Here is a 3,108-nt window from a genome sequence, read left to right as displayed (position 1 = left end):
TCGGTCGCCATCCAGGTGTTCCAGGGCGAGCGCGACTTCACGCGCGACAACAAGCCGCTCGGCACGTTCGAGCTCACCGGCATCGCACCGGCGCCCCGCGGCATCCCTCAGATCGAGGTCACATTCGACATCGACGCGAACGGCATCGTCCACGTGTCGGCGAAGGACAAGGGCACCGGCAAGGAGCAGTCGATGACCATCACGGGCGGCTCGTCGCTGCCCAAGGAGGACATCGAGCGCATGGTGCGCGAGGCCGAGGAGCACGCCGCCGAGGACAAGGCGCGTCGCGAGTCGGCCGAGACCCGCAACTCCGCCGAGCAGCTCGTCTACTCGATCGACAAGCTCATCAAGGAGAACGAGGACAAGCTCCCCGACGACGTGAAGTCCGAGGTGCAGGGCGACGTCGACGCGCTCAAGACCGCGCTGCAGGGTGAGGATGACGACGCCGTGAAGACCGCGTTCGACAAGCTCAACGCGAGCCAGACGAAGCTCGGCGAGGCGATCTACAACGCCCCGACCACCGAGCCCGACGCGGCGACCGATGAGCCGGCGGCCGAGGGGTCGGACGAGGACATCGTCGACGCCGAGATCGTCGACGACGAGCCCCAGGCCGAGGAGCCGAAGAAGTAGGCATGGCTGACGACGACGACACCCCGAAGAAGGGCAAGAGCGAGCGCGACCGCGAGGAGCGGGTCACCGAACCCGTCGGCGACGGCTTCCGAGCGGACTCCGACCGGGACGACGCCGGCGCCGAGGCGGAGGCGGCGGACGATCTCCAGGACGAGGCCGCTGAGCCGGCCGAGACGGGCGAGCCGCTGATCGAGGAGGACCCGCACGGCGCCGACGACCTCGAACTGCTCGAGGCGCAGGATGCCGACGTCGAGTTCACCGACGACGACCTCGCGCTGCTCGCCGAGGCGGAGCGCGACCTCGTCGCCGAGTACCGCGAGCGCGCGGCCCGGGCGGAGGCGGAGTTGAAGAACTTCCGCACCCGGGTCGAGCGCGACCGGGCGGCGAACCGCGAGATCGTGATCGCCGAGGTGATCCGCTCGCTCCTGCCGGCGATCGACGATCTCGACCGCGCCGACGCGCACGGCGACCTCGTCGAGGGCAGCCCGCTTGCACTCATCGCACAGAAGATCCGTGCGGGATTCGAGAAGTATGGACTGGCGAAGGTGGGCGAGAAGGGCGAGCGCTTCGACCCGAAGCTGCACGAGGCCATCGTGCGCATCCCGAGTTCGGACGTCGAGTTCGACACGGTGGCCGACGTCATCGAGACCGGCTACCTCCTGGGCGAGCGCCTCATCCGCGCCGCCAAGGTGGCCGTCTCCTCGCCCGAGTAAGCCGGAGGTCGCATGGCCAGCCAAGACTGGTTCGAGAAGGACTTCTACGCGGTCCTCGGAGTGTCGAAAGACGTCTCCGAGGCCGACCTGAAGAAGACCTACCGCAAGCTCGCGCGTCAGCACCACCCGGACTCCAACCCGGGTGACACCGTCGCCGAGTCGCGGTTCAAGGAGATCAGCGAGGCGTACTCGGTGCTGTCCGACTCGGCGCTCCGTGCCGAGTACGACCAGATCCGCGCGATGGGCTCGGGCGCCCGCTTCACCTCCGGGGGCACCGGCAGCGAGGGCTTCGACGACATCTTCCGCGGCTTCGGTCGCGGGGGGAGGGCGTCGGCGAGCGACTTCGACGACATCCTCGGCAACCTGTTCGGCGGCGGCCGCTTCGGCCAGCCGTCGGGCGGCTACGGCGGCTTCGGCGGCCCGACCAAGGGCGGCGACATCACCGCCAACACGACCCTCGACTTCCTCACCGCGATCCGCGGCGACACGGTGTCGCTGCGGATGGCCGACGGCCGCGAGGTCAAGGTGAAGGTGCCGGCCGGCGTCTCCGACGGACAGAAGATCCGCCTCAAGGGCAAGGGGCAGCCGAGCCCCGACGGCGGCGAGGCGGGCGACCTCGTCATCACCGTGACGGTGCGACCCCATCCGGTGTTCGCGCGCGACGGCATCAACCTGCGCGTCGACGTGCCCGTCACCTTCCCGGAAGCCGCGCTCGGCGCGACGATCGAGGTGCCGACCCTAGAGGGCGAGACCGTGCGACTCAAGATCGCAGCGGGCACGCCGAACGGGCGCGTCCTGCGCGTCAAGGGCAAGGGCGTCACGACCGCGAAGGGCACGGGCGACCTGCTCGCCGAGGTGGTCATCGCGGTGCCCGACAACCTCCCGACGGCCGCGATCGACGCCCTCGAGGCGTACGCGAAGCTCACCCCCGAGAACCCCCGCGACGACCTCATCGCCCGAGCGCGCGCGGGGAGGTGAGCTCTGTGGCCGACGTCGACATCGAGACCCCGTTGTTCGCGATCGCCGTCGCGGCCGAGCTCAGCGGGATGCATCCGCAGACCCTCCGTCAATACGACAAACTCGGGCTCGTCTCGCCGCGGCGCACGGCGGGACAGTCCCGCCGGTACTCGATGCGGGATGTCGCCCAGCTCCGCGAGATCGCGCGGCTGTCGGCGGAGGGACTCAATCTCGAGGGCATCCGCCGCATCCTCGAACTCGAGAACGAGGTACTGGCGCTGAGGGGACGGGTGCGCGAGCTCGAGTCGGCGCTCGCCGAGGAAGTGCTCAACCGCCCGGGCCGTCGCGTGTTCGCGGCCGGCTCCGCGGGCGAGGTCGTGCCCCTCCGGTCGGGCACGAGAGTGAAGAAGTCGACGTCGGTCGTCGTCTGGCGACCGTTCGGTCCACGGGACTGAGGAGAGACCAAGTGGCCAACATGCAGGGCGCCCCGACCTCGGGGCAGCAGGAGGAGCAGAAGACCGCCCTCCAGCAGTACGGCATCAACCTCACCGAGATCGCGAAGAGCGGCAAGCTCGACCCGGTCATCGGTCGGGATGCCGAGATCCGCCGCATCAGCCAGGTGCTGACCCGGCGCACCAAGAACAACCCCGTGCTCATCGGCGAACCCGGTGTCGGCAAGACCGCCGTCGTCGAGGGACTCGCCCAGCGCATCGTCGCGGGCGATGTCGCCGACTCGCTCAAAGACAAGCAGCTCGTGTCGCTCGACCTCGCGGCGCTCGTCGCGGGCGCGAAGTACCGCGGCGAGTTC

5 protein-coding genes are annotated in these 3,108 nt (G+C 69.7%); all 5 read left to right on the top strand.

The window, feature by feature from the left end; translation table 11 throughout:
* Window positions 1-630: Hsp70 family protein (locus ACO1X9_RS15500; protein WP_486351754.1), on the top strand; the 630-nt coding region annotated here is incomplete at its 5' end.
* Window positions 631-632: 2 nt separating this feature from the next.
* The gene (locus tag ACO1X9_RS15495; protein WP_486351753.1) at window positions 633-1,343 is read left to right on the top strand and encodes a nucleotide exchange factor GrpE; all 711 of its coding nucleotides are present in this window, start codon (window positions 633-635) and stop codon (window positions 1,341-1,343) included.
* 12 nt (window positions 1,344-1,355) lie between these two features.
* A complete protein-coding gene (locus ACO1X9_RS15490) occupies window positions 1,356-2,321 on the top strand; it encodes a DnaJ C-terminal domain-containing protein (RefSeq protein WP_486351752.1) in 966 nt (321 codons plus the stop codon).
* Window positions 2,322-2,326: 5 nt separating this feature from the next.
* Window positions 2,327-2,755, top strand: coding sequence for a heat shock protein transcriptional repressor HspR (locus ACO1X9_RS15485; RefSeq protein WP_486351751.1), 429 nt, complete (start codon window positions 2,327-2,329; stop codon window positions 2,753-2,755).
* Window positions 2,756-2,766: 11 nt separating this feature from the next.
* A partial coding sequence (locus ACO1X9_RS15480) for an AAA family ATPase (RefSeq protein ID WP_486351750.1) occupies window positions 2,767-3,108 on the top strand: 342 nt, incomplete at its 3' end.

This window comes from Pseudolysinimonas sp. (assembly GCF_057350545.1).
Note: the sequence above shows the minus strand (reverse complement) of the source record. Positions and strands in the feature narration are given on the sequence as shown.

Coding starts and splice junctions, on each gene's coding strand:
- ACO1X9_RS15495 (WP_486351753.1), top strand. CDS start 633: ATGGCTGACGACGACGACACCCCGAAGAAGGGCAAGAGCGAGCGCGAC.
- ACO1X9_RS15490 (WP_486351752.1), top strand. CDS start 1,356: ATGGCCAGCCAAGACTGGTTCGAGAAGGACTTCTACGCGGTCCTCGGA.